The organism is Gryllotalpicola koreensis (assembly GCF_039538185.1).
Lineage (GTDB): Bacteria > Actinomycetota > Actinomycetes > Actinomycetales > Microbacteriaceae > Gryllotalpicola > Gryllotalpicola koreensis.
The window spans coordinates 183,323-207,051 of the sequence record NZ_BAABBW010000005.1; the positions used below are offsets into that span (position 1 = coordinate 183,323).

The 23,729-nt window shown below is 70.5% G+C and carries 19 protein-coding genes and 1 pseudogene; 8 read left to right on the forward strand and 12 right to left on the reverse strand.

Annotated elements, in window-relative coordinates; genetic code table 11:
- Positions 1-14: 14 nt before the first annotated feature.
- A complete protein-coding gene (locus ABD708_RS15320) occupies positions 15-1,202 on the forward strand; it encodes an MFS transporter (protein ID WP_344756004.1) in 1,188 nt (395 codons plus the stop codon).
- A gap of 17 nt (positions 1,203-1,219) precedes the next feature.
- On the opposite strand, the gene ABD708_RS15325 is transcribed toward ABD708_RS15320, so the two are convergent.
- Positions 1,220-1,558: a DUF7882 family protein gene (locus ABD708_RS15325; protein ID WP_344756006.1), complete on the reverse strand. Its 339-nt coding sequence runs from the start codon at positions 1,556-1,558 to the stop codon at positions 1,220-1,222.
- A gap of 9 nt (positions 1,559-1,567) precedes the next feature.
- Positions 1,568-2,395: an alpha/beta fold hydrolase gene (locus tag ABD708_RS15330; RefSeq protein WP_344756008.1), complete on the reverse strand. Its 828-nt coding sequence runs from the start codon at positions 2,393-2,395 to the stop codon at positions 1,568-1,570.
- A 59-nt stretch (positions 2,396-2,454) separates the two neighbouring features.
- Between ABD708_RS15330 and ABD708_RS15335 the strand changes: the two genes are divergently transcribed.
- A complete protein-coding gene (locus tag ABD708_RS15335; RefSeq protein ID WP_344756010.1) occupies positions 2,455-3,588 on the forward strand; it encodes a glycosyltransferase in 1,134 nt (377 codons plus the stop codon).
- Here ABD708_RS15335 and ABD708_RS15340 read toward each other — a convergent pair.
- Entirely contained in the window at positions 3,585-5,228 is a 1,644-nt protein-coding gene (locus ABD708_RS15340) for a SulP family inorganic anion transporter (RefSeq protein WP_344756011.1), read from the reverse strand. The two genes, ABD708_RS15335 and ABD708_RS15340, sit on opposite strands and share 4 nt — an antisense overlap.
- Entirely contained in the window at positions 5,225-5,593 is a 369-nt protein-coding gene (locus ABD708_RS15345) for an ArsR/SmtB family transcription factor (RefSeq protein WP_344756013.1), read from the reverse strand. Before ABD708_RS15345 ends, ABD708_RS15340 begins: the two co-directional genes overlap by 4 nt.
- A gap of 85 nt (positions 5,594-5,678) precedes the next feature.
- Between ABD708_RS15345 and ABD708_RS15350 the strand changes: the two genes are divergently transcribed.
- Complete coding sequence (locus tag ABD708_RS15350; protein ID WP_344756711.1) at positions 5,679-7,202, forward strand: molybdopterin-dependent oxidoreductase; 1,524 nt, start codon at positions 5,679-5,681, stop codon at positions 7,200-7,202.
- Between the two features lie 34 nt (positions 7,203-7,236).
- Positions 7,237-8,649, forward strand: coding sequence for an MFS transporter (locus ABD708_RS15355; protein WP_344756015.1), 1,413 nt, complete (start codon positions 7,237-7,239; stop codon positions 8,647-8,649).
- Between the two features lie 15 nt (positions 8,650-8,664).
- On the opposite strand, the gene ABD708_RS15360 is transcribed toward ABD708_RS15355, so the two are convergent.
- From ABD708_RS15360 to ABD708_RS15380, 5 genes are all read right to left on the reverse strand, one after another.
- Complete coding sequence (locus ABD708_RS15360) at positions 8,665-9,231, reverse strand: GNAT family N-acetyltransferase (protein WP_344756017.1); 567 nt, start codon at positions 9,229-9,231, stop codon at positions 8,665-8,667.
- A gap of 5 nt (positions 9,232-9,236) precedes the next feature.
- Positions 9,237-9,599 (reverse strand): VOC family protein, encoded by a 363-nt coding sequence (locus tag ABD708_RS15365; RefSeq protein WP_344756019.1) that lies wholly within the window; start codon positions 9,597-9,599, stop codon positions 9,237-9,239.
- A gap of 167 nt (positions 9,600-9,766) precedes the next feature.
- Complete coding sequence (locus tag ABD708_RS15370; protein ID WP_344756021.1) at positions 9,767-10,930, reverse strand: SLC13 family permease; 1,164 nt, start codon at positions 10,928-10,930, stop codon at positions 9,767-9,769.
- A 10-nt stretch (positions 10,931-10,940) separates the two neighbouring features.
- Positions 10,941-12,986, reverse strand: coding sequence for a VWA domain-containing protein (locus tag ABD708_RS15375; RefSeq protein ID WP_344756023.1), 2,046 nt, complete (start codon positions 12,984-12,986; stop codon positions 10,941-10,943).
- A complete protein-coding gene (locus ABD708_RS15380) occupies positions 12,979-14,379 on the reverse strand; it encodes a magnesium chelatase ATPase subunit I (RefSeq protein WP_344756025.1) in 1,401 nt (466 codons plus the stop codon). Before ABD708_RS15380 ends, ABD708_RS15375 begins: the two co-directional genes overlap by 8 nt.
- Before the next feature lie 105 nt (positions 14,380-14,484).
- Here ABD708_RS15380 and ABD708_RS15385 point away from each other — a divergent pair, with 105 nt between their 5' ends.
- Positions 14,485-14,748 (forward strand): DUF6458 family protein, encoded by a 264-nt coding sequence (locus tag ABD708_RS15385; protein ID WP_344756027.1) that lies wholly within the window; start codon positions 14,485-14,487, stop codon positions 14,746-14,748.
- Between the two features lie 82 nt (positions 14,749-14,830).
- On the opposite strand, the gene katG is transcribed toward ABD708_RS15385, so the two are convergent.
- Both katG and ABD708_RS15395 read right to left on the reverse strand, forming a co-directional pair.
- Positions 14,831-17,077 (reverse strand): catalase/peroxidase HPI, encoded by a 2,247-nt coding sequence (katG, locus tag ABD708_RS15390; RefSeq protein WP_344756029.1) that lies wholly within the window; start codon positions 17,075-17,077, stop codon positions 14,831-14,833.
- A gap of 32 nt (positions 17,078-17,109) precedes the next feature.
- A complete protein-coding gene (locus ABD708_RS15395) occupies positions 17,110-17,517 on the reverse strand; it encodes a Fur family transcriptional regulator (RefSeq protein ID WP_344756712.1) in 408 nt (135 codons plus the stop codon).
- Between the two features lie 102 nt (positions 17,518-17,619).
- Between ABD708_RS15395 and ABD708_RS15400 the strand changes: the two genes are divergently transcribed.
- The 3 genes and pseudogenes from ABD708_RS15400 (at position 17,620) to ABD708_RS15410 (ending at position 21,159) form a co-directional block, all read left to right on the forward strand.
- Positions 17,620-18,906, forward strand: a complete 1,287-nt coding sequence (locus ABD708_RS15400) for a GNAT family N-acetyltransferase (protein WP_344756031.1) — start codon at positions 17,620-17,622, stop codon at positions 18,904-18,906.
- Between the two features lie 44 nt (positions 18,907-18,950).
- Positions 18,951-19,510 (forward strand): annotated as a pseudogene (locus ABD708_RS15405) (type 1 glutamine amidotransferase domain-containing protein).
- 113 nt (positions 19,511-19,623) lie between these two features.
- Entirely contained in the window at positions 19,624-21,159 is a 1,536-nt protein-coding gene (locus tag ABD708_RS15410; RefSeq protein ID WP_344756035.1) for a L,D-transpeptidase family protein, read from the forward strand.
- A 19-nt stretch (positions 21,160-21,178) separates the two neighbouring features.
- On the opposite strand, the gene ABD708_RS15415 is transcribed toward ABD708_RS15410, so the two are convergent.
- The gene (locus ABD708_RS15415; protein WP_344756037.1) at positions 21,179-23,662 is read right to left on the reverse strand and encodes a CDP-glycerol glycerophosphotransferase family protein; all 2,484 of its coding nucleotides are present in this window, start codon (positions 23,660-23,662) and stop codon (positions 21,179-21,181) included.
- Positions 23,663-23,729: the final 67 nt, after the last annotated feature.

Below are 23,729 nucleotides of genomic sequence, written 5' to 3' on the forward strand. Positions count from 1 at the left end.
TACGCTGGAATCCGATGGCGGGTTTCGAGCGCGGCAGCCGCGGATATCGACGGATGCTGGGCGCGCTGTTCCTCGCCGGCATCGCCACCTTCGCCCAGCTGTACGCCCCGCAGGCGGTGCTGCCACTCATCGCTCGGTCGTTCCGCGTCGACGCCACGGCGTCGGCGCTGTCCATCTCTGCGGCGACGGTCGGCCTCGCGATCGGGGTGATCCCGTGGTCTCTCGCGGGCGACCGCATCGGCCGCGCCCGCGCCATGTCCATTGCCCTGGTCGCGGCGACCGTGCTCGGCGTGCTGGCCCCGCTCACGCCGGCCTTCCCGCTCTTCCTCGCCGGCCGCGTCCTCGAGGGGCTCTTCCTCGGCGGGGTCCCCGCGCTCGCGATCGCGTACCTCAGCGAGGAGATCTCGGCCGCGCACAGCGCCCGCGCCGCCGGAACCTACGTCGCCGGCACCACGATCGGCGGCCTGCTCGGGCGCATCGTCGCGGGGCCGCTCGCCGACCTCGCCGGGTGGCGCACCGGCGTGCTCGTCGTCATCGCCATCTGCGCGTGCGCGACGGCGGGGTTCATCGCACTGGCGCCGCGCCCGACACACGCGCCTCGGCTGATGCGGACGGGGGCGACGGATGCCGGCCTGGGCCGCACTCTCGCGGTGCACCTGCGCTCACCCCGGCAGCTCGCGCTCTACGCGCAGGCGTTCCTGCTGATGGGCGGCTTCGTCGCGATGTACAACTACCTCGGATTCCGGCTGGAGCGGCATCCGTTCTCCCTCCCCGCCTCGCTCATCGCGCTCGTCTTCCTCGCCTATCTCGCGGGCACCTGGTCCTCCGCGCAGGCGGGCGCCCTGGCGACCCGGCTCGGCCGCAGGGCCGTTCTGCTGGGGTCCGTCGCGGTGATGGCGGCGGGGGTCGCGATCACGCTCGTCGACGTGCTCTGGGTGGTGCTCGTCGGACTCGTCGTCGCCACGGCCGGCTTCTTCGGCGCACACGCGATCGCCTCGGGCTGGACGGGCCACGACGCCGCATTCGGCCGCGGCCAGGCGGCGGCGCTGTACAACCTCGCGTACTACGCGGGGTCGAGCCTGTTCGGCTGGCTCGGCGGCTTCGCCTTCGTGGGCGGCGGGTGGCCGGCCGCCGCGCTGCTGATCGGCGGGCTCGCGGTCCTGGCCGGCGCGATCGCGCTCACCCTGCCACGGCGCGTCTGACGCCGGTCAGAGCAGGCCTAGATAGCGCTGGGCGAGCCGGCGGCCTTGAGGTACTCGCCCGCCTCCTGCTCGCCCATGAGCACCATGCCGCGCACGCCGTGCGACGAGCGCGACATCGCGTCGATCCAGACTCGGTTGAGCTCGGGCGGCTTGCTGCCCGAGAAGCGGAACTGCAGGGGAACGGCGGGCGAGACCCAGAGGCTGACGCGCCCGGAACCCTGCCCCGCGGGGATGGTCCAGTTCAGCAGGAACGACTCCTGCAGCCGCAGCTTCGCGACGATCGCGATCTTGAGATGCGCGAGCGCACGGTCGTCGATCTCGTACTCCGCGTCTGCTCCGTAAACCAGATACCCCACCCCGCCAGGCTACAGGCCGTGCTCGCGCAGCCACTCGATCGCGCGCGGCAGCGCACGCAGCGCCGAGACGTGGCCATCCTCCGCGAGCCACCATGACGTGGCATCCGGCAGGGCGCGCAGCAGACGGGTCGCGTGCCCGGCCGGCACCATGCGATCCTGCTCGCCCTGCACGATCAGGACGGGCGAGCGGATGCCCGCGAGATCGACGCCCCAGCCCGTGACGAACGCGCAGTCGTCGTCGATCTCACCGCCGTCGGCCTGCTCGGCCGCGGCGCCGGCGTCCTGCCCGAGCTCTGCCCAGTCGCCGTCGAGCGCCGCCCAGTCGGCCGCGCCGAACACGGCGGGATCGAACTCGGCGGTCTCCTGATAGGCGGCACGCGCCGAGAGTCCATTGGTGGCGGCGCGCAGCGCCCGCGGATCGGCCATGCCGTCGAACCAGCCCGCGTCGTCGGCGTAGTACGGCGCGACCGAGGCGAAGGTCGCCACGCCGAGGGCGCGCGGGCCGGCGAGCGCCGCGAGGGCGAGCGCGTGGGGGCCGCCGCCCGATGAGCCGACGGTCGCGAACTCGCCGACGCCGAGCCGGTCGAGCACGGCGAGCACATCGCGCGCGGCATCCGCCACGCTCCGCCCGACCAGCCGCGTCGAGCCGCCGAAGCCGGGCCGCGCGACCGAGATGATGCGCGCGCCGGGCGCCGCGGCCTGCACGGGGGCGATGATGCGCCCGGTGTGCGGCGTGCCGGAGTGCCACACCAGCACCCGCTCGGCGGTGGGGCCCGTGTCGAAATAGCGCAGCTCGCGGCCGTCGGGCAGGGTGAGCGCCTCTGGGTCATTGGTCATCTGCAGCCTCCCCTGTGCGCATTCTCAGTGCAGTGCGGGATAACGTCTATTCAGCAATCATGGACGTCACCATCATCGTGCCGACCTTCAACGAATCGTTGAACGTCGATGAACTTGTCACTCGTACGCAGGCCGCCGTCGGGCAGCGCTCCGTCGAGATCGTCTTCGTCGACGACTCGACCGACGACACTCCGGAGGTGATCCGCGAGGTCGCCGCCCGGCACGCGATCCCGGTGCGGCTGATCCACCGCGAGGTGCCCGTCGACGGACTGGGCGGCGCCGTGCTCGAGGGCTTCCGGGTGGCGAACGGCCGCTGGGCGGTCGTGATGGACGGCGACCTGCAGCACCCGCCCGAGATGCTGCCCCGGCTGATCGACACGGCGCTCGCCGGCGAGGCGGACGGCAGCGTGAACCTGGTGGCGGGCTCGCGTTTTGTCGAGGGCGGATCGGCCGAGGGGCTCTCCGACGGGGTGCGCGTGTTCTTCTCGCACTTCGGCAACGGCATCGCCAAGCTGCTCTTCCCGCGCAAGCTCGCGAAGTCGACCGACCCCATGTCGGGTTTTTTCGCGGTGCGCCTCGACGCGATCGACCTCGACGTGCTCAAGCCGCGCGGCTTCAAGATCCTGCTCGAGATCCTCTGCCGCAAGCAGATGAACGTCGCCGAGGTGCCCGCGACCCTCGCGCCGCGCGGCGGCGGCGAGTCGAAGGCCGACATCAAGCAGGTCGGGCGCCTCACGCGGCAGATCGTCGAGCTGCGGATCGGGCGGATGCCCGGCTTCGCGCTCATCGGATTCATCGGCGGCATCGCCAACCTCGTCATCATGGGGGCCCTGCAGCAGGTCGGCTGGACCTACATCGAGGCCGCCATCGCCGCGGCCGTCATCACGATCATCGGCAACTTCATCGCGCAGGAGCACTTCCTGTACCACGACCTGCGCGCCGGCGCCCGGCGGCTGTGGTCGCGTTTCGGGCATTCCGCCGGGTTCAACGCGGTCGAGTCCGCGGTGCGCACCTTCGTGCTGTTCGGCGCCGTCGAGCTGCTGCACCTGCACAACCACACGGTGGTGACCCAGGCCGTGCTGCTCGTGATCGGCTTCCTGCTGCGCTACACGTATCACGAGCGGGTCGTCTACAAGCAGCTCGACGAAGCCGCGGAGGCGCCCGCAGGGGCCGCGACGAAGACCTCGCCCTAGGGTGCCGCGATCGCGCGCGCGACGTGGCTGCGCGCGTGCTCCACGGCCGGCAAGAGTTCGTCGAACAGATGCCGGTGATGGCGCAGCGCGCCGATCACCCCAACGCGCTCAGCGAGCCCGAGGTGCTGCGCCTGGATGCCCTTGACGAGCACCGTGACGCCGCGCCGCTCGAGCCGCTGAACGAGCTCGGTCAGGAACTGCGCACCGGTCGCGTCGAGGTAGCGGATCTGCGACAGTCGCAGGATCACGACGTCGACGTCGCTGATCGCCGAGATCTCATCGAGCACCCGCTCGGCCGCGCCGAAGAAGAGCGCCCCGTCGATGCGGAACAGGGCGATGCGCTCGTCGCCGGCGACCGCCGAACCGGGAAGCCCCTCGCGATGCGCGTCGGCCGACCTGGCGAGCTGCCGCAGCGCGACGACACCCGCGATGACGATACCCGCGCCGACGGCGTAGATCAGGTCGACGCTCACGGTGATGACGGCGGTGATGCAGAAGACCACGGCGTCGGCGCGGGACGAGCCGATCACTGAGCGCACCGTGCGCAGCGAGACCATGCGCACCGCCGTGACCATGAGGACGCCACCCAGCGCCGCGAGCGGGATCGACGCGACGATCCGGGAGGCGACGAGCACAATGATGAGGAGCACGACGGCGTGGACGATCGCGGCGACCCGGGTGCGCGCGCCGCTGCGCACGTTCACGGCGGTCCTGGCGATCGCCCCGGTGGCGGGCATACCGCCGAAGAAGCCGGCGACGATCGACGCGAGCCCCTGGCCGACGAGCTCGCGATCGGAGTTGTAGGGCCCCGTGTCCGAGATGGATGCGGCGACGCGAGCCGACAGCAGCGACTCGATGGCCGCGAGCGCTGCGACCGTGACGGCGGGCAGCGTGAGATGCGACACCGTCGCGAGGTCGAAGGCGGGCAGGCGCGGGGCGGGAAGCCCGGCAGGCAGCGCACCCAGCTCGACCACCGGAAGATGCAGCAGCACCGCCAGCAGAGACACGACGACGATCGCGACGATGGACCCGGGCACTGCGGGGATCACCTTCGGCGCCAGCAGCATGATCGCGGCGGTCGCGGCGACGACGGCGAGCGCCCAGAGCACCGTCGGGAGGTGTGCCCGGCCGATCGCCTGCGCCGCCGCGACGGCGGCGTTGCTCGACAGGCCCGCACTCGAGGTGCCCACCGCCTGCGGCACCTGCTGCAGGAAGATCGTTGCGGCGATGCCGAGGGTGAAGCCCTCGATCACCGGCCACGGGATGAGGCCGACGGCGCGGCCCAGGCGCAGCGCACCGGCGAGGACGACGAGGATGCCCGCCAGTACGCACACCGCACCGAGGGCCCCGGTGCCGTACTCCTTCACGATCGGCGCGAGCACGACCACCATCGCGCCGGTCGGGCCGGAGACCTGCACGTTCGAGCCGCCGAACACCGCCGCGACGACGCCCGCGATGATCGCGGTGACTAGGCCTGCCTCTGCGCCGGCACCGGAGCTCACCCCGAAGCCCAGCGCGAGCGGCAGGGCGACGATTCCGACGGTCAGCCCGGAGAGCAGGTCGGCTCGCCAGCTGTGCCGCAGCTGCGCGTAGTCGATCCGGCCGGGCAGCAGTGAGCGCAGCTGCGTGGCGGTGGTCATCGTGCCCCCGCGTGATGGGCGTCGAGCTGCTGGGCGAGCTCGTCCCCACGCGCTTCGAGCAGCTCCCCCAGCAGGGCGCGCGCGGCATCGAGCAGGCCCGCGACGGAGGCGAACGCGAGCCGGTAGTAGACCTGACTGCCGCGCCGCTCGCTCTCGACCAGCCCGTACTTCCGCAGTACGGAGAGGTGCTGCGAGAGATGACTCGCCTCGAGGCCGGTCTGCGCGAGCAGCTCTGCGACGGCGACCTCGCCGAGCGGGCCGTCGTCGGCTTCGCTCAGCAGCTCGAGGACTCGGATGCGCAGCGGGTGCGCCAGCCCTTTGAACAAGTCGGACTTGACGTCGCTGAGTGACGGGCGATGCTGCATCGAATGCCTTCACCTTGATGAATTGATGAAGTCATCATATCAGCGCATCGAAAGCCTTCGGACGTAGCGTGTGCCTGTGGGCAGTATGACGTGGTGGCGACCCGCCGCGGCCGGTCTCGCCGCGGCGCTGCTCGGGCTCGGAGCGGGCGGCATCGCCGCCGCGATCGTTGCGCGCGCGTTCAGCCCGTTCGTCGTCGTCGGGTCCGCAGTGATCGATCTGACCCCGGGGCCGATGAAGGAAGCCGTCATCAGGGTCTTCGGCCACGGCGACAAGGCGTTCCTGTTCATCATCCTCGCGGTCGTCGTCGCCGTGCTTGCCGCAGCCGCGGGAGTCCTCGAAGCGCGGCGCCCCTGGCTCGGCCGCGTGATCATCCTCGCGGGGGCCGCCGTCGGAGTGGCGGCGTCGCTGAGCCGTGCCGACGCCACGGTGGTCGCGGCGGTGCCCTCCGCCATCACGGGCATCGTGGGCGCATGGGCGCTCGCCTTCTTGATGAGACGGATGCCTGCGGCGGTGCCGGCCCGCGCGCAGACCTCGCCCTCGCGGCGCACCTTCCTGTGGTGGGCGGGCGGGGCCGCCGCCGTCGGGGTGCTCGCGACGATCGGCGGCCAGCTGGTCACGCGCACGGCGAGCGCAGCCGCGAACGCGCGCTCCGTGTTCCAGCTGCCGCGGCCCGCGGCATCCGCCCCTGCCGTGCCCGCCGCTGCGTCGCTCGATGTGCCGGGCATCACGCCGCTCATCACGCCGCTGCCGCAGTTCTACCGCACCGATGTCGAGCTCGTGGTGCCCCAGCTCGACCCCGAGCAGTGGTCGCTGCGCGTGCACGGCATGGTGAAGCATCCGTTCACGCTGAGCTGGAAAGAGCTGAACGAGCTGCCGATGGAGGAGCACTACATCACGCTCGCCTGCGTCTCGAACGAGGTCGGCGGCCCGCTCATCAGCACGGCGAAGTGGCTCGGCTACCCCGTGCGACTGCTGCTCGAGCGGGCGGGCGTCACGGGCGACGCCGACATGGTCTACTCCGAGAGCTTCGACGGCTATACGGCGGCGACGCCGCTGTCGGCGATGACCGACCCGAACCGCGCGTCCCTGCTCGCGATCGGCATGGACGATGAGCCGCTGCCCTTCGCGCGCGGCTTCCCGGCGCGGCTCGTTGTGCCCGGCCTGTACGGCTACGTCTCCGCGACCAAGTGGGTCGTCGATCTCAGGGTGACCCGCTTCGCCGACTACAAGGGCTACTGGGTGACGCAGGGCTGGGCGGAGAAGGCGCCCGTGAAGCAGTCCTCGCGCATCGACGTGCCACGGCCGGGCCGCACGCTGAAGGCCGGTCAGCAGTGGGTCGCCGGCGTCGCCTGGCAGCAGCACGTCGGCATCTCGAAGGTCGAGGTGCAGGTCGACAACGGCGCGTGGCACGAGGCTGAGCTCGCCCGCGAGCTGAGCGTCGACACGTGGGTGCAGTGGCGCTGGTCGTGGGATGCCACGCCGGGCGACCACCAGCTGCGCGTGCGCGCCACGAACGCCCAGGGCGAGCAGCAGACCTCGGGCGTCTCGGATGTGCTGCCCGACGGCGCCACCGGCTGGCACACCGTCGAGGTCAGCGTCGCAAGTTAGTTAGCACGAGGCAACTAAATGGTAGCCTGGGCAGGTGACCCAGGCAGCGAGGACCGCGGCATCCGCCCAGGTCTCTGCCGACTCGGCCGACGACGAGCCGCTGCCGCGGCGCGGGCTGATCTTCGCCATCGTGTCGATGGGGCTGTTCATGGTGTCGGTCGACGGCACAGTGGTGGCCACGGCACTCACCTCGCTGCAGCGCGAATTGCACGCCGGCGTGCAGTGGGGCGCCTGGACGATCACCATCTACTCCCTGGGCCAGGTGCTGGTGATGCCGCTCGCCGGGCGCATCAGCGACATGTACGGGCGCAAGCGCGTGTTCCTCGCGGCCATCGTGCTGTTCACGCTGACCTCGCTGCTGTGCGGGCTCGCGCAGAACATCCAGATGCTCGTGGCATTGCGAGCGGTGCAGGCCCTTGGCGGCGGCTCGATCATGCCGGCCGCGAGCGGCATCGTCTCCGACCACTTCGGGCGCAACCGCGACCGCGCCCTCGGCATGTTCACGAGCATCTTCCCGATCGGGGGCGTCGTCGGGCCGATCCTCGGCGGGGTGTTCGTCACGTACTGGTCGTGGCGCGGCATCTTCCTCGTCAACGTGCCGATCGGCATGGCCCTGCTGATCCTGGGCGCGATCTTCTTCCCGGCCGCGGTCGGCCATCGCGGCGGCCGGCTCGACCTCGTGGGCAGCGCCACCATGGCGGCGACGATCCTCTCGGCGATGATCGGCATCGCGGTGCTCGGCGACGGCTCGGCATGGTACTCCCCCGGCGTGCTGGTACCCGAGCTGCTGGCCGTCGCCTTCGGATGGCTGTTCGTGCGGCACACCCGCCGCGCGCCACATCCGTTCATCTCCCTTCACCTGCTCATCGGCCGCGGCTTCGGCGTAATGAACGTCATCAACTTCCTCTACGGAGCCGCCGCGATCGGCTTCGGCGCCCTCGTTCCGCTGTACGCGCAGGAGCGCTTCGGCATCCCCGCGCTCGAGAGCGGCACGCTGCTCACCGCCCGTGCGATCGGCATGATCTGCGTCGCAGGGCTCGCGGTGGCCGCGCTGCGTCGCACGGGCTACCGCTTCCCCATGATCGTGGGATTCCTGCTGGTGAGCGCCGGGCTCGTGATGATGTTCCTTCCACCGTCGGGCACGAGCGCCTACCTGTGGCTGTCGATCGCCGCCGCCGTGACCGGCCTCGGCATGGGGCTCGCCGTGCCGGCGGCCAACAACGCGACGCTGCAGTTCGCCAAGGGCCAGATCGCCGGGGTCTCCGGGTTGCGCGGCATGTTCCGCCAGGCCGGCTCGATCATCGCGGTCTCGGTGGTGACCGCCGTGATCGCCCAGTCGAGCACGCCGGGATTCTCCCTCGGAGTGTCGTTCCTCGTGCTCGCCGCGACCCTGATCGCCGTGATCCCCGCCGTGTTCCTCGTGCCGGAGCACCGCGGCGCCTGGTGATGGGCGCCCTGGCGCTCAGCCGCCCAGCTCGCGGCGCATCAGCCAGCGCAGGGCGCCGCCGGAATGGGCGCTGGTCGCCTGAACCCGTTCGAAGCCGTGCGCCTCGAACAGCGTGGTGGTGCCGACGTACCCGCTCGTCGAGTCGATGCGCCCGGCCTGGACCTCGGCGGGATACCCCTCGACCAGGGTCGCGCCGTGCACGGCCGCGTGCTCCACAGCCCCGTCCAACAGCTCGTGCATGAGCCCGCGCCTGCGATAGCCGCCGCGCACGACGAAGCACACGATCGCCCACGGGTCGCGCTCTTCGTCGAGGTGCGGGATGGTGCGCGAGTTCAGCAGCCGCCGGTACGTCGACTTCGGCGCGACCGAGCACCAGCCGGCCGCCTGACCGTCGACGTAGACCAGGACACCCGGACCCGGCTCACGCGAGCACTCGTTGCGCATGTGATCGATGCGCCCGGCCATGTCGAGCCGCGTGTCGCGATACGACATGCAGACGCAGCCGCCCGCGCCCTCACGCGGCACCATGAACTCGGCGAAGCCCTCCCAGCGCCCGGTCGCCGGCAGCACCTCGATGGTCATTGCGCTCAGCCCCAGCAGATGCAGAACGGATGCCCCGACGGGTCGGCGTAGACCTGGAAGCCCTCCTCCGCATCGAGATCGGGCGCCGCCTTCAGCAGGCGGGCGCCGAGCGACTCGGCGTGTGCGGCCGCCTCGCGCGGCTCGTCGACGTAGACGTCGAGGTGCAGCTGCTGCGGCTGCCCATCGGGCCAGTTGGGCTGGATGTGGTTCGGCGCGAGCTGGAAGGCAACGCGCGGCTCGCCATCGACCATGACGGTGTGCCAGTCGGACTCCGCGGCCACCTCGCCGCCGAGCAGGCCGGCCCAGAACGCGCTCTCGGCGTCGAGATCGGCGGTGTCGAAGACGGTGATCTGCTTCAAGATCTTCATGCCGACATGGTGGCAGCAGCCACCGACATCGCGGAAGGCGGACCTCCTCACCGGCCCACCACGCGCCCTGGTCACGATCGGCCCTCTCCGTGGTCGCAATCGGCCCGCTCTTCGCACCGAAGCAGGCCATTTGCGACCACGCCTCGGCGGCAGGAGACGGCTTCAGTTCACACGGCCCAGAGCGCGACAACCCCCAGCACGACGGTGACCGGCGCCAGCAGGCATCCGTACAGCACATAGCGCGACCAGCGGATGCCGACGCCGAGGCGCTGCAGCCGCTCGTGCCACAGCAGCGTGGCGAGCGACGCCCACGGCGTGATGAGCGGCCCCGCATTCACGCCGACGAGCAGCGCGAGCCCGGGCAGCAGGCCGTGCACCGCCGGCTCGACGGCGAGATAGGCTGGCAGGTTGTTGATGACGTTCGCCGCGGTGCCGCCGATCGCCGCCACGCCGAGCAGCGCGCCCAGGCCAGAGCCGCTGGGCACGAGCCGCTCCAGCAGCTCCCGCAGGCCCGCCGCGTCGAGGGTGGCGACCACGAGGAACAGGCCGCACACGAGCACGACGGTCGGCCACGGCAGCAGCTGCACGCTGAGCTCGCGCGGCCGCAGCAGCAGGAAGGCCGCGATCAGCACGACCGCAGCCGCGCACGCGGGGATCCACACGGCGACGCCCGAGACGAGCCCGATCACGAGCAGCACGAGCACGACGGCCGAGATCACCGTCAACCGGGCGTCGGCGAGGCGCACCGGCCCCGGATCGTCGTAGCTGCGCCCCAGCTCGCGCCGGAACACCAGGGCGACGAGGGCGAGCGGCACGAGCACCCCGACGAGCTGCGCCGGCCACGCCGCGGCCGCGAACGCTCCCGGCCCGATGCCCCCCAGGTGCTGCTCAGCGAGCAGGTTGGTGAGGTTCGACACGGGCAGCAGCAGCGAGGCCGTGTTGGCGAGCCACACGGTCGTCAGGGCGAACGGCAGCGGGTTGAGCCCGACCCGGCGCGCGAGCACGACGACGATCGGGGTGAGCAGCACGGCGGTCGTGTCGAGCGACAGGAACACCGTGCTGAGCACAGCGATCAGCGCGATGAGCAGCCACAGCAGCCAGCCGCTGCGCCGCCCCCAGCGGGCGGCCAGCGCGGCGATCCAGTCGAACAGGCCGGCCGCCGTGGCCAGCTCGGCGACGACCGTGATGGCCACCACGAAGAGCAGGATCGGCCAGACGCGGATGCCGAGCGCTGCGGCATCCGTCACCGGAAGCATGCCCGTGAGCAGCGCGATCGCGCCCAGCGCCAGCAGCACGGCGCCGAACAGGGCGGTGCGCTGCGGTCGGATCACTCCTTACAGGCTAGTCGGCCCAGAACCCCCGGCCGCCCCAACCCGACCAGTCGTCCCCGCCGCCGCTCGGCCACGACCGCGAGCCGAGGTACGAACCGACGACCGCCGCCCCCAGGTCGTCGTTCTCGGGTGCGACGACCTTGCCCTCGACCCGCTTCGCCATGTTGTCGACGAAGCGCGCGAGGCTCGGGTCGTCGCCGAGCCGGAAGAAGGTGATCTGCGCGCCGAGCCGCATCGAGTTCTCGAGCTCGCGCACTGTGTACGCGATCGTCACGGGGTGCGGTGGGTACGAGAACCGCACCTCGCCGTCGGCCTCGAGGTGCGAGGTCGGCTCACCGTCGGTGACGATCAGCAGCACAGGCTGCGCGTTGGGATGCTTGCGGAAGTGCCGGTTCGCGAGCAGCAGCGCGTGGTGCAGATTGGTGCCCTTCGCCCAACTCGCCTCGAGGGCGGTGAGCTCCTCGATGTCCATCACCTCGGCGTGCCGACCGAAGCCGATGAGCTGCAGATCATCACCGCGGAAACGACTCTTGATGAGGGTGTGCAGCGCGAGCGCCGTGCGCTTCATGGGCACCCAGCGGCCGTCGATCTCCATCGAGAACGAGGTGTCGGCAAGCAGCGCGACAGCGGCCTGCGTGCGCGCCTCGGTCTCGGAGACCTCGATGTCGTCGATGCCGATGAGGCGCGCACCCGGCTGCGCGGGCGAGCCTGCGCGGCGGCGGATGCCGTTGAGCACGGTCTTCGGGATGTCCCACGGCTCCGTGTCCCCGAACTCCCACGCGCGCGTGGCGCCCGACAGGTCACCGGCTGCCCCCGCCTGCCGCAGCTCGCGCTGGCCCTGCCTGGCCGACATGCGCTTCGCGATGTCCTTGAGCAGTGTCGTGCCGAGCTGACGCATGGCCTTCGGAGTCAGCTGCAGCCGCCCGGTCGAGTCACGGCGCAGCGTGCCGTCGCGGCGCAGAGCCTTCTCAAGCTCGCGCAGCGTGTGGGCGTCGACGGCGGCCTGCTCGCCCAGCTGCTTCGCGAGCTTGTCGAGGTCGACGTCGTCCATACGGGCGCCGTCGTACGACTGCGACAGCTGCTCCGCGAGCTCGTCGAGATCGGCGAGGTCCTGCAGCACGCCGGCGCCCTCGCCGAGGCCGAGCGGCTGGTCGCCGTCGAAGCTCTCGGAGCCCGACCAGTCCTCCCCCGGCCGCAGCGCCTGCAGGCTCTGGTCGAGCCGGCCGAGCTGCTGCATGAGCTCGGGCGAGCCGAACGCCTGCGCCGACAGCTCGAAGAGCTCCTGCCGCTGCTCCTCGGTCATCGAGTTGAGCATGCGCTGCGCGGCCGCCGATCGCTTCGCGAGCGTGTCGATGAGCTCGTCGACATTCTGCGGCCCTTCGGGGAAGAATCCGCCGTGCTTCGCCATGAAGTCGTCGAAGTCCTCGGGCGTGTCCTCGCCGCGCGCGTGCTTCTCGAGCAGGTCATTGAGGTCGCGCAGCATCTCGGCGACGGCCTCGCGGTCGACATCCGTGACGTTCTCGAGCGCCTGCTTCATGCCGCCGAAGCGCTGGTCGAGCAGCTCGCGGCCGAGCAGGTCCTTGATCTTCTCGTAGTCGGAGCGCGCCTGGCTCGAGCGCCACTGATAGTCCGAGAGCTCGTTGACCGCCGCCGACGTCGAGGCGGGCAGGTTCTCGAGGCGCGTCTCGGCGAACGACCGGTCCAGCTCGTCCATGTCGACGTCGCGCACGAGCTGCTTGCGCTCTTCGAGCACGGCGCGGTCGAGCAGTTCCTTGATCTCCTGCATGGTGCCGTCGAGCTTGTGCCGCTGCAGCAGCTCGCGGCGCCGCTCCGACACCCGCCTGCCGAGGTCGTCGAGGCCGACGCGGCCCTCGCCGCCCCGGCGCAGGTACTCGCGCATCGCCCGCTCGGCCGAGTACCCGGCCATGACCTGCTCGCCGATCTTGTCGAGTGCCTCGGCGATGTCGACGGGCGGGGCGAGGGGGTCGCCGCCCGAGTAGCGCTGGAAGCGCGCGTGATGTGCTTCGAAGGCGCGGTGATCGGATGCCTCAGCCATAGACCGTCTCGCTGCCGTCGGTGTCCTTGCCGATCTTCCGCGCGAGGTACAGCCCCTCGAGCGCCAGCTCGATGGCGGCCGCCCGCTCTCCCTCGCTCACCGCGCCGAGCCGCGCCGCCGTCTCGTCGTACAGCTCGGATTCCCCGAGCCGCGGCAGCCCCGCCAGGAAGTCGCGCGCCGTCACGGCCTCGCCCGTGACAACCATCGCCCCCGACTCGATCGCCTCGACGAGTGCCCCGAAGTCGAGGCCGCGGAAGTGCTCGCGCACGGTGTCGGCGGTCGCTGTGCGCAGCAGGTGCGTCAGCACGTCGGCCTCGCGGCCCTCCTCCCCCGTCTCGAACTCGATCTTGCCGCCGAGCACGTCGACCGCGGTCTGCAGGTCGACCACGCGCGCCGTCGGCTCCGAACCGGCATCCGTCTCTCCCTGCGCGGCCGCGCGATGCAGTGCGGAAGCCGCGATCGTCTCGGCGCCCGCGATCGCGAACCGCGCGCTCACGCCGCTGCGCTGGTCGACCGACGTCGACTCGCGCAGGGCGCGGGTGAACCGCGCGAGGATCTCGATCAGATGATCGGGCACGGATGCCACGAGCTCGGCCTCCTGCCGGATGACGGCCATCTCGGCCTCGAGCCGCTGCGGGTAGTGTGTGCGGATCTCGGCGCCGAAGCGGTCCTTCAGCGGTGTGATGATGCGGCCGCGGTTCGTGTAGTCCTCGGGGTTCGCCGACGCCACGACGAGCACATCGAGCGGCAGCCGCAGCACGTAGCCGCGGATCTGGATGTCGCGCTCCTCCATCACGTTGAGCATCGACACCTGAATGCGCTCGGCGAGGTCGGGCAGCTCGTTGATCGCGACGATGCCGCGGTGGCTGCGCGGGATCAGCCCGAAGTGGATCGTCTCCGGATCGCCGAGGGAGCGCCCTTCTGCCACCTTCATCGGGTCGACGTCGCCGATCAGGTCGGCCACGCTCGTGTCTGGCGTGGCCAGCTTCTCGACGTAGCGCTCGGCGCGGTGCCGCCACGCGACCGGCAGGCTGTCGCCGAGCTCGGCGGCGCGTCGGCGCGACTCGTGGGTGATGGGGTCATACGGATGCTCGCCGAGCTCGGAGCCCGCGATGACGGGCGTCCACTCGTCGAGCAGGCCGCCGATCGTGCGCAGCAGGCGGGTCTTGCCCTGGCCGCGCTCGCCGAGCAGCACGATGTCGTGGCCGGCGATCAGCGCCCGCTCGAGCTGCGGGATCACGGTCGTCTCGAAGCCGTGCAGCCCCGGCCACGGGTTCTCGTGGGCCTGCAGCTTCGCGATCAGATTGTCGCGCAGCTCGGCGCGCAAAGGCTTCTGCCGGTGGCCGCTCACGCGCAGCTCGCCCAGGGTCGCGATGGTCGGTGCGTCCGTCATTGCGGCAGGCTAACCCCGGCGTGCGACATCCGTCAGGACTCGTAACGAACTGCTCATCTTCGAAAGCGGTGCATGCTTCCCGGCGTGCCGGGGAACCCCACCCCCATGAGTCTCGGAACCGGAATCGTCCTCTTCGTGATCGGCGCGATCCTCGCGTTCGCGGTTCACGTGCAAGTCGCCTGGGTGAATCTCCAGGTCGTCGGCTACATCCTGATGGTCGCGGGCGCCGTCGGGATCATCCTCGGGATCATCCTGATCGCCACCCGTCGGACCCGCTCGGTATCGGAGAGCCGCAGCTTCACGGACCCCGCCACCGGTGAGAGGGTGCAGCGCAGCACCACCGACCACCGCGACGACCCGTACGTGTAGCACTGGAAACACGTTCCCGTTCCGGACGTCCGCACCCGCGGCCGCGGGCGCATGTGTCCGGAACGGGAACGAGTTGCTCCCGCTACTTCTTCACGTCGTAGCGGTCGAGCTCCATGACCTTCTGCCACGCGGCGGCGAAGTCCTTCACGAAGAGCTCGGCCGCGTCATCCGTCGCGTAGGCCTCGGCGACCGCGCGCAACTCGCTGTTCGCCCCGAACAGCAGGTCGATGCGTGAGCCGATGATCGTCTTCCCGTCGGCGGTGGTGCCGCGGTAGGCGTGGCCGCCCTCGTCCAGGGGCGTCCACGAGGTGCCGAGGTCGAGCAGCGTGACGAAGAAGTCGTTCGTCAGCACGCCCGGCCGGTCGGTGAACACGCCGGTGGAAGATCCGTCCCAGTTGGCACCGAGCGCGCGCAGGCCGCCGACGAGCACGGTCGCCTCGGGCGCCGAGAGCGTCAGCAGGTTCGCCTTGTCGACGAACACGTGCTCCTCGGGCAGCACGGACTGCACGCCGAAGTAGTTCCGGAAGCCGTCCTGCTTGGGCTCGAGATAGCGGAACGAGTCGACGTCGGTCTGCTCCTGGGTCGCGTCGCCGCGGCCCTGCGTGAAGCCCACCTCGATCGGGAATCCGGCTGCCGCTGCAGCCTGCTCGACGCCCACATTGCCCGCGAGCACGATCAGGTCGGCGAGCGAGACCGGAGCGCTCGACGCGTTCTTGATCTCGCGCAGCTTCGCCAGCACGATCGCCAGCTGCTCGGGGTTGTTCACCTTCCACGACTTCTGCGGCTCGAGCGCGATGCGGGCGCCGTTGGCGCCGCCGCGCTTGTCCGAGCCGCGGAACGTCGAGGCGGATGCCCACGCCGTCGTCACCAGCTGTGACACCGACAGCCCGGATTCCGCGATCGCGGCCTTGAGCGCCGCGATGTCGGCGTCCGTCAGCACGCCGGGCGCCGCAGGCACGCGGTCCTGCCAGATGAGCTCCTCGCCGGGCACCTCGGGGCCGAGGTAGCGGGCGATCGGCCCCATGTCGCGGTGGGTCAGCTTGAACCACGCGCGAGCGAAGGCGTCGGCGAAGGCATCCTGGTCGTCCTTGAAGCGGCGGGCGATCGGCTCGTAGATGGGGTCGAAGCGCAGCGCCAGGTCGGAGGTCAGCATGCGGGGCTCGCGGCGCCCGTCGCCGAACGACTCGGGCACGAGGCCTGCACCGCCGCCCTGCACGGGGCGCCACTGGTGCGCGCCGGCCGGCGACTCCATGAGCTCCCACTCGTAGCCGAACAGGATGTGGAAGAACTCGTTGTCCCAGCGCGTCGGGTGGTAGGTCCACGTCACCTCAAGGCCCGAGGTGATCGCGTCGATGCCGACGCCCGACTTGTAGTCGCTCTTCCAGCCGAGGCCCTGCTGCTCGAAGGGCGCGGCCTCGGGGTTCGGGCCGGGGGCGTCGGCCGGTGCGTTGCCGTGCGTCTTGCCGAAGGTGTGGCCGCCGGCGATGAGTGCGACGGTCTCCTCGTCGTTCATCGCCATCCGCTTGAAGGTCTCGCGAATGTCGCGAGCGGATGCCACGGGGTCGGGGTTCCCGTTCGGGCCCTCCGGGTTCACGTAGATGAGGCCCATCTGCACCGCGGCCAGCGGGTCCTCGAGCTCGCGGTCGCCGTGGTAGCGCTGGTCGTCGAGCCACGTCGTCTCGGGGCCCCAGTACACGTCGTCGTCGGGCTCCCAGGCATCCACGCGCCCCCCGGCGAAGCCGAAGGTCGTGAAGCCCATGGTCTCGAGCGCGACGTTGCCCGCGAGGATCATCAGGTCGGCCCACGAGAGGCTCTTGCCGTACTTCTTCTTGACGGGCCAGAGCAGGCGGCGCGCCTTGTCGAGGCTGACGTTGTCGGGCCAGGAGTTGAGCGGTGCGAAGCGCTGCTGGCCGGTTCCGGCGCCGCCGCGGCCGTCCTGCACGCGGTAGGTGCCGGCGCTGTGCCACGCCATGCGGATGATGAGGGGGCCGTAGTTGCCGAAATCGGCGGGCCACCACGGCTGGGAGGTGGTGAGCGCTTCGGCGATGTCGGCCTTCACTGCGGAGAGGTCGAGCGTCGCGAACGCCGCGGCGTAGTCGAACTCCTCTCCATAGGGGTTGAGGACCGGCTGGTTCTTCGCCAGCAGCTTGAGGTTCAGCCGATCGGGCCACCAGCCGTGGTTGGCCGATCCGCTGGTCGGGTGCGGCGCGCGCTGCCCGTGCGGGACCGGGCACTCTGCCTCGAGAGCCTGGGCGGCCTCGGCCGCGGGCCCGGTGGGCTGCTCGGCGTCATCGGTGGTGAAGACGCCGTGCTCTTCAGGGTCGGACATGGGATTCCTTCCGGGAGTGGATTGATGGGAGTTCAGGATGCCTGCGCCGCGGTCGCGCACGCCGCGCACAGCCCCCAGTAGACGACCTCGGCCGTCTCGATCTGGAAGCCGTGCGCGTCGGAGGGCTCGAGGCACGGGGCCTCGCCGACGGCGCACTCGACGTCTTCGACGGCGCCGCAGGAGCGGCAGACCGCGTGGTGGTGGTTGTCGCCGACGCGCGCCTCGTAGCGCGCGAGCGAGCCCTGCGGCTGGATGCGCCGCACGAGGCCGGCGTCGGTCAGGGCGTGCAGCGTGTCGTAGACCGCCTGGTGCGAAACCTCGGGCAGCTCGGAACGAGCGGCGGCGATCAGCGTGTCGGTGTCGGAGTGCGGGTGGCGGTGCACGGCGCCGAAGACGGCCAGCCGCGGGCGGGTCACACGAAGACCCGCGTCGCGCAGCATCCGCTCGATGTCCGCCGCGATCGTCACGCCCCCAGCTTTCCGTTCATTCTTGAATCAGTCAAGAAAACAGTGCGTGTCAGAGCGCGCCGATACGGTGAACGGGTGAGCACTGAGCATCTGACCCACCCGATCGACGAGACCTCCCGGCGTGCCCTGGCTGACGCGGGCCTGCGGCTCGCCCTCGTCGACACGAGCGATGCGGCAGCCTTCGACGGGTGGCTGCAGGCCGATGCGCGCGGGTTCCTCACGGCGCGCATGTCGAGAGAAGCGCTCGCCGAAGAGCGCGGCTACCTGACCACGCGCCGTACGACGGGGGTCTACGACGATTCCCTGCCGTCGGGCTCCCCTGTCGGCACGGTGAGCTCGTGGCCGGCCCCGTTGACGGTGCCTGGCCCTGCCGAGATTCCCGCATGGCTCATCAGTTCGGTCACGGTCGCGCCCACCCATCGACGCAAGGGCGTGGCCACCGCGCTGCTCGGCGGCGAGCTGCGCACGGCCCATGCGCTCGGGTACTCGCTGGCGGTCCTGACCGTCTCTGAGTCGGTGATCTACGGCCGCTGGGGCTTCGGTCCCGCGACTTTCGCCACCGCGTGGAGCGTCGACACCAAGCGCGTGCGCTGGACCGGCCCCGAGACCGCCGGCCGGCTCTCGTTCACCGAGCCCGAGGACTACCGCGAAACGGGTCGCGCCGTCATCGCACGCGTCATGGCGAGCCGGGCCGGCGAGGTGGGCCTCGAGCCGCGACTCGCCGACCGGCTGATCGGGCCGCTCGCCGGCACTCCCGACAAAGACGAGTACCGGCTGGTGCGCTACGACTCCCCCGCCGGCGAGCCTGAGGGCTTCGTCAGCTACACCGTGAAGGAGCAGGGCGACTTCACGAAGCACCTTGTCGAGGTCTCCTACCTCGCCGCCGCGACCGACGAAGCGCTCACGGCACTGTGGCGCTATCTCATCGAGCTCGACCTGGTCGCCGAGGTACGCGTCTCCGTGCGCGGCGTCGATGAGCCGCTCCACGCGCTCGTCTCCGACATACGCGGTGCGCGGGTGACCGGCGTCGAGGATCACCTCTGGGTGCGCATCCTCGACGTGCCCGCGGCGCTCGCCGCGCGGCGCTACGAGACCGACGGCTCGCTGGTGCTCGAGGTGGAAGACGCGCTCGGCTTCGCGGCCGGGCGATTCCGCATCGACGTCGAGGGCGGTGCCGCCACCGTCATCCCCACGCAGGACGGAGCCGACGTGACCCTGCCCGTCACCGCTCTCGGCAGCGTCTATCTCGGCCACGACCTCGCGCGTTCCCTGGGGCTCGCGGGCCGCATCCGCGGCGACGTCGCCGGTCTGGATCGGCTGTTCCGCACGGCGGTCCCGCCGCGGCTCAGCACCTGGTTCTGAGGCCGGGGCGGTTAGCGGCCCGCCACGACGGGTACGTGCCCGCCATGACGGATTTGAACGGAAAGAAGATCGCCCCCTGATGACCGACGGCGTCGAGCAGGTAGAGTACACCGGCCCGCGCCAGGCGGTCGAAGAGGCCGGGGCGACGGCCGTGCTGGTCTCGCCGAAGACGGATGTCGTGCAGGGCTTCAACCACGTCGACAAGGGCGACGAGTTCTCGGTCGAGTTGCCGATCGGCCAGGCATCCGTCGACGATTTCGACGCCCTGGTGCTGCCCGGCGGCGTCGTGAACGCCGACGCGCTGCGAACGGATGCCGCGGCCGTCGAGTTCGCGCGCGGGTTCTTCGCCGCCCACAAGCCGGTCGGGGCGATCTGCCACGCCCCGTGGACGCTGATCGAGGCGGGCGTGGTCGACGGCCGCACCCTGACCTCGTGGCCCAGCCTGCAGACCGATCTGCGCAACGCCGGAGCGAACTGGGTCGACGAGGAAGTGCACGTCGACAAGGGGTTCGTGACGAGCCGCAAGCCCGACGACATCCCGGCGTTCGCGGCCAAGCTCATCGAGGAGATCGCCGAAGGACCGTATCAGGGACAGCACATCTGACGATTCGTTGCCGCTTCGTGTCCGAAGGTGCACCTGATATATAGACGCGCGTCGTAGCATTTGTTGAGCCCGTGTCGACGATCGTGATGCGGGCACGGGCAGGGGGAAGACGAATGACCGACAAAGCGACCACGGCCGGGCTTGTGCTCGACGACGGCCCTGCGCCGACTGCGGTCCTCGATCCCGCGCCCGGCGGCGCGCCCCAGCCGACCTGGGTCGAGACCGAGCGCGAGCCGCGCAAGAAGCACCTCGGCCTCTGGCTGGGCATCCCCGGCGCCGTCGTCGTGGCCGCCGCGGTCGTCGCCTCGCTCGTGCTGATCGCCCCCGGCGTCACGGTCTCGGGCGCTCCCGTGGGCTTCATCACCGCCGGCAACGCACAGCAGGCGATCACGGACCGCCTCGACTCGGCGCAGATCCACGTCGGCAGCGCAACCCTCACCGCCAAGCAGCTCGGCGCGACGATCGACGCGAAGAAGCTCGCCTCCCAGGCGTTCGGCGACCACCCGCTGTGGAAGGTCACGGCGTGGAACCCGAAGGCCGTCGAAGGCACGGTCACGATCGATCCCGATGTCGCCCTCCCCGCCCTGCGCCGTGCGGCACCTGAGCTGTTCACCCCGGCCACCCAGGCCGGCGTCGTCTTCGACGCGGCCTCGGGCAAGTTCACCACCACGCCCTCGAAGCCCGGCCGCGGCGTCGACGTCAACGCACTCGCGAAGAGCATCAGCGCGGCGCTCGCCTCCGACTCGTCCACCGCCAGCGCGCTTGCAGGCGGCCAGGGCGTCGCCGCTTCGAGCGGCGTCTCGATCACGGTCGAGCCGAAGCAGACGACCGTCGACGCGGCCGCGACCACCGCGAAGGCCCAGGCGTTCGCCGACAAGCTCAACCAGCAGGCCGACAGCGCGGGCTTCTACCTGCAGGACCAGCTCGCCGAAGCGGTGCCGCTCGCGACCGTCGCCTCGTGGATGACCGTGAAGGCCGACCCGACGACGGGTGACTTCACCGTCACCCCGAACCAGTCGGCGATCGACTCCGTGGTCGCGGGTCTGCCGGCCAAGATCAACAAGCAGGCGCAGAACGAGACCGATGTCATCAACTCGGCGGGCAAGGTGCTGCGCGTGGTCCAGAAGGGCCAGGACGGCTTCGGACTCGCCTCGACCGATGGCGTCGCCACCCAGATCGCCTCGTCGATCAAGGGCGGCGACCTCAAGATCGCGCTGCAGGGCCAGGTCGTCAAGTACACGACGACCACCTCGTTCCGCCGCATCGAGGTCGACAAGAGCGCCGGCGCGACCTACCTCTATGAGGGTCCGAAGTCCGGGCAGGAGAAGCTCGTCGCCACCTACCCGATCGCGATCGGCACGGGCGGGGTCCACGAGACGCGCGATGGCCACTTCACGATCTACGCGCAGTTACCCATCCAGAACATGGGCAACTGCGACGGCACGGCACCCCAGTATGACTACTGCACGAAGAACGTGCCGTGGATCTCGTACTTCGACGGCGACCAGGGCTTCCACGGCACCTACTGGCACAACGACTTCGGCCCCGGCGCGCGCAAGAGCCACGGCTGCGTGAACATGCGGATTCCGGACGCGCTGGCGCTCTACAAGTTCGCGCAGGTGGGCACCGAGGTCTGGGTGCACGACTGACCTCGGCATCGAGGCTCCGCTAGTCGCGAGCCGGCAGTGCGCCGAGCACCTGAACGAATCGGTCCAGCGCAGCGCGGTTATGCGCGTCAGAGTCGAATCGGGCACGCGCCACTTCCCCCTTGAGGAAGGCGCGCATTCCCTCCGCCAACGCCGCCTCGCTCTGTTCGACCACCGTCAGCTTCGCGCCGGGCACCGCGTCGTTCACGGAGCCGAAGCGGGTCGTGATGATGGCAAGGCCCAAGACGGCGGCCTCCAGCAGGACCATCGGCATGCCCTCGTAATCGCTGGAGAGCACGAAGCAATCCGCTGCTCCGAGCAGTGCCTCCGGCTGCGGCGAATTGCCCGAGAACACGACCTGGCCGCCGACGCCCCTCCCGGCGGCCTCGTGCTCGAGGGCCGCCCGAAGCGGCCCGTCGCCGACGATCAGCAGCCGCAGCTCGGGGTGCGATGCCGCCACCTCGGCGAACGCGTGGATCAACCTGCGTTGGTTCTTCTCCGGCGAGAGCCGTCCGATGCTGACGAACCAAATCGCGTCCGGTTCCGCGGCCAGCCGCGTCGCTGCGGCGGCGAGGTCGGCCGATCCGTCCGCGATCGCGCGCTCGACGACGCTGCGGAGGGGCGTTGCGGCACTGGCCCGAACGGCGTCCGCATCGATCAGATTGGGCACCCACGTGAACTTCTCCCGCGCGGCGTGCGCGGTCAGCGCGGCGCTGTTGATCCGACTCAGCTCGCGGGACACCGAGACCAGGGTCTCGAATCGCGGATACAGCTCGAAGACGCCGTGCAGCTCGTCGCGCAGGTGGGCGCGCCCATTCACGGTCCGGTTCGCGTCCCGCCCGAGGTCGTTGTGCAGCCAGATGGTGTGCTTGCCCTCACCCGCGAGCAGGAGCTGCGCCCAGAACGTGCTGTACCCGCTGAAGTCGATGATGTGGTCGAAGCGCGCGTCGCCGAAGCACCGCCGCCACTCGTCCTTCCACAGCTCGACACTGGGCCCTTGGCCGCGACGGCGGTGGTCCAGACGGCCCGCGTTCATGGCGCCGACGCGCAGAAACTGACGCACCTCGGCATCGAGGCGCTGCGCGTTCTGGATGCGCGAGGCTGACTCGGACCGCCCGTACACCACGGAGACATCGAGCCGGCCGTCTCGCGCGAGCGCGTTCGCGAGGGTGACTCCGGATGTCGTGATCCCATTGGACCGCATTCCGCCGATGTACATGAGCACCCGTGGTCGTCGCGTGTCCTCGAGCGCCCGGACCCGCCGGCCGGCACCCTGCCCCCGGAAGACCACGTCGATCACGCGCTTCGATGCCGCGCCGTCGTCGTACGGCGCGAACCGCGCCGACCACTCCCTGCGCGCGCTCTGCCACGCATCGCGCCCGTGGGCGATCTCCGCGACGGCGTCGCCCAACTCGTCCGCGTTGCGCGCGAGCGGTCCCGGCCAGGTACTCGGGTGCAGATACAGACCGCGGCCGCCGCGGTACGCGTCCATGTCCGGCACGTAGTACACCATCGGGCGCCCCGTGGCGAGATAGTCGAACTGGATCGAGGAGTAGTCGGTGACGAGCAGCTCGGTGACCGCGAGCACCGTGTTCGTGGGGATGTCATTCGGCACGAGCATCCCGCGCAGCAGCGGGTCGCGCCGCGCGAACCGGAACACGCTCTGGTGCGTCTTCAGCAGCACCGTGTAGCTCTCGCCGACGCGGGCCTGAAGCTGGGCGACCGTCGCGACCAGCTCGGCGACGTCGTCGGCGACCTCGCTGAACCGTGTGCCCTTCCAGGTCGGCGCGTACAGCAGGATCGGTCGGCCGTCGAGCGCCACGCCCCGCTCCGTCAGCAGTTCGCGGACGGCCGCAGACTCTGACGCATCCAGCTGCTGCGCGTCGGTGCGCGGGTAGCCCTCTTCGATGACACCGCCGTCGAAGAGGCCGTCCAGGCGGTACGCCTTGCGATACATGACCTCGGTCATGTCCGCGTTCTGGGACAGCAGCCAGTCGGCGGCGAGGAAGTTGCGGAGCGTGTTCGCCGACTCGCGCGGCCCGTCGGGCATGTCATAGCCCATGGTCTTCAGCGGTGTGCCGTGCCAGGTGTTCAGATAGATCTGGCCGACGCGCTTGGAGAACTCACTCGGAAACGTCGCGTTGTTGACGAGATAACCGCTCGTCGCCAGGGCGCGCCAATACGACCAGTCCCGATACCCGACGAAGCAAACGGATGCCTCACTGCGCCACTCCGCCTCCAGCCGGCGGCGCAACGCCGGGTCGGCGATGACCCAGCAGTGCACGAGGTCGGAGAACTCAGAGTCTCGGCGCAGCTGACGGAAGATCGCCTCGGGGTTGTCCAGCATCCCGCTGCCGGCGAAGGCCTCGTACAAAACGGTGCGCGGACGCACAGGCGCCCGCCGCGCCGACGCCACGAACTCGTAATGGACAGCGCGATGCACCTTCCGCAACAGTCGCCGAAACCGCTTCACCCGTAACCTCCGACACGTCGAGAGCTGAAGCATCGGAGCCGTGAGCTAAGAAACGCCACAGCGGGATTCTTAGGGATTCCTCGTGACGAGTGGGCGACGC

What these genes read in the sequence shown, in the direction of transcription:
- ABD708_RS15320 (WP_344756004.1), top strand. Translation starts at nt 15, where the DNA reads ATGGCGGGTTTCGAGCGCGGCAGCCGCGGATATCGACGGATGCTGGGC.
- ABD708_RS15375 (WP_344756023.1), bottom strand. Translation starts at nt 12,986, where the DNA reads ATGGCTGAGGCATCCGATCACCGCGCCTTCGAAGCACATCACGCGCGC.
- katG (WP_344756029.1), bottom strand. Translation starts at nt 17,077, where the DNA reads ATGTCCGACCCTGAAGAGCACGGCGTCTTCACCACCGATGACGCCGAG.
- ABD708_RS15395 (WP_344756712.1), bottom strand. Translation starts at nt 17,517, where the DNA reads ATGCTGCGCGACGCGGGTCTTCGTGTGACCCGCCCGCGGCTGGCCGTC.
- ABD708_RS15410 (WP_344756035.1), top strand. Translation starts at nt 19,624, where the DNA reads ATGACCGACAAAGCGACCACGGCCGGGCTTGTGCTCGACGACGGCCCT.
- ABD708_RS15380 (WP_344756025.1), bottom strand. Translation starts at nt 14,379, where the DNA reads ATGACGGACGCACCGACCATCGCGACCCTGGGCGAGCTGCGCGTGAGC.
- ABD708_RS15330 (WP_344756008.1), bottom strand. Translation starts at nt 2,395, where the DNA reads ATGACCAATGACCCAGAGGCGCTCACCCTGCCCGACGGCCGCGAGCTG.
- ABD708_RS15415 (WP_344756037.1), bottom strand. Translation starts at nt 23,662, where the DNA reads ATGCTTCAGCTCTCGACGTGTCGGAGGTTACGGGTGAAGCGGTTTCGG.
- ABD708_RS15365 (WP_344756019.1), bottom strand. Translation starts at nt 9,599, where the DNA reads ATGAAGATCTTGAAGCAGATCACCGTCTTCGACACCGCCGATCTCGAC.
- ABD708_RS15345 (WP_344756013.1), bottom strand. Translation starts at nt 5,593, where the DNA reads ATGCAGCATCGCCCGTCACTCAGCGACGTCAAGTCCGACTTGTTCAAA.
- ABD708_RS15340 (WP_344756011.1), bottom strand. Translation starts at nt 5,228, where the DNA reads ATGACCACCGCCACGCAGCTGCGCTCACTGCTGCCCGGCCGGATCGAC.
- ABD708_RS15360 (WP_344756017.1), bottom strand. Translation starts at nt 9,231, where the DNA reads ATGACCATCGAGGTGCTGCCGGCGACCGGGCGCTGGGAGGGCTTCGCC.
- ABD708_RS15335 (WP_344756010.1), top strand. Translation starts at nt 2,455, where the DNA reads ATGGACGTCACCATCATCGTGCCGACCTTCAACGAATCGTTGAACGTC.
- ABD708_RS15385 (WP_344756027.1), top strand. Translation starts at nt 14,485, where the DNA reads ATGAGTCTCGGAACCGGAATCGTCCTCTTCGTGATCGGCGCGATCCTC.
- ABD708_RS15350 (WP_344756711.1), top strand. Translation starts at nt 5,679, where the DNA reads ATGACGTGGTGGCGACCCGCCGCGGCCGGTCTCGCCGCGGCGCTGCTC.